Below are 1,605 nucleotides of genomic sequence, written 5' to 3' on the forward strand. Positions count from 1 at the left end.
TGATGCTCGAGGAGGAGCGGCCGCGGCTGCACCGGATCCCGGACACCGCCCACACGGTCTCGTTCGGTCTCTCTCGGTCCGTCCCGGACAACACCCCGATGGTCACGTTCGAGAACGGCCAGTACTCGGTTCCGGCGCATCTGCTCGGCGCGCGGGTCTTCGTCCGCAGCCACGGTGTCGGCGAGGGCGAGCAGGTCATCGTCGTCCACCACGGCTCCGACGGTCCCGTCGAGGTCGCCCGGCACCCGCGGGCCCGGCCGGGCAGCCCGGCCATTGACGACGCGCACTTCCCCGACCACCGCGAGAGAGTCCCGGGCGACTATGCGGTCAAGGCGCGCAGCGCCGCGGAGGCAGAGTTCCTCCGCATCGGCGCGGGCGCGAAGGCGTGGTTGCTCGAGGCCGCGGCGGCGGGCACGACCCGGATGAGCGTGAAGATGGCCGACGCGGTCGCACTGGCCAAGATCAGCGGGATCACCGCCGTCGACGAGGCCCTGGGCGAGGCGGCCACCTACGGCCGGTTCGCGACCGGCGACCTCGCCTCGCTCCTCGGCTCGAACAGCTCCCGAACCCTGACCCACCGGGCAGACGAGGGGCAGTCGCTCGCGCAGGGCACCGCGGGGTGGGCCGCCATCGGCCGGCCCATCACACCGGTGTTCGACGTCTCCGCCGACGATCTGGAGGAGATCGCGTGAGCGTCACCGCCACGGCCGCGCCCGCCCTGCCGGCAGACCTGGAAGCGTTGATGCGGCAGCTGAAGATGCCCTACGCCCGCGCCCTGGCGCCCGAGCTGGTCGCGACGGCCCGCGCCCAACGCTGGGAACCAGTCGAGGTCATCAAGGCACTGTTCGTTGAGGAAGTCGCCGGCCGGTCCCGGTCCATGCTCGCCACCCGGAGGAAGGCCGCCGGTTTCCCGACCGGGAAGACCTTCGACACCTGGGACGAGGACGCGTCCTCGATCCCGGTTCCGACGCAGCACGCCCTGAGGACCCTGGAATGGATCGGCCGGAAGGAGAACGTCGTCGTTTGCGGGCCGAGCGGCACTGGGAAGACCTTCTTCCTCGAAGCCCTCGGCCAACAGATCGTGGAAGCCGGGATGCGAGTCGCATGGTTCCGACTCGAGGACCTCGGCGCCCTCGTCCGCGCCCACCGCTCCGACGACTCCGTCAGCCGCGTCGTCGCCCGGATCCTCCGCGCCGATTTGATCGTGGTTGACGACATCGGCCTGCTCGACGTGGGAGCCGACGCGGCCGAGGGCCTCTATCGCCTCGTCGACGCCGCCTATGAAAAACGTTCCATCGCGGTCTCGTCGAACCTGCACCCGGCCGGCTTCGACGCCCTCATGCCCAAAACCCTCGCGACCGCGACCGTCGACCGCCTACTCCACCACGCTCACGTCTGTCAGACCTCGGGCGAGTCGATCCGGCTCACCCAGGCCCTCGCAGGGAAAGGCGTCACCAAAATGACCTAAACCGAGCACGACCACGCATGGCCAACGCCACCACACCCCAGGTGGGCAGATCTGTTGGCCATGAGTGGGCAGTTTTCATGGCCACCAGCGGGCATTTCTACTGGCCGCCAGTGGGCAGATCGGATTGGCCATTGACA

1 protein-coding gene and 1 pseudogene are annotated in these 1,605 nt (G+C 69.5%); both read left to right on the forward strand.

The window, feature by feature from the left end; all coding sequences use genetic code 11:
- Nucleotides 1–692: pseudogene (locus IWX89_RS18280) on the forward strand (IS21 family transposase); the annotation flags it as partial.
- Entirely contained in the window at nucleotides 689–1,468 is a 780-nt protein-coding gene (gene istB, locus IWX89_RS18285; RefSeq protein ID WP_307836628.1) for an IS21-like element helper ATPase IstB, read from the forward strand. The pseudogene IWX89_RS18280 and the gene istB, both read left to right, overlap by 4 nt.
- Nucleotides 1,469–1,605: the final 137 nt, after the last annotated feature.

Origin of the sequence: Cryobacterium sp. MP_M3 (genome assembly GCF_015752155.1) — a bacterium.
Taxonomy (GTDB): domain Bacteria; phylum Actinomycetota; class Actinomycetes; order Actinomycetales; family Microbacteriaceae; genus Cryobacterium.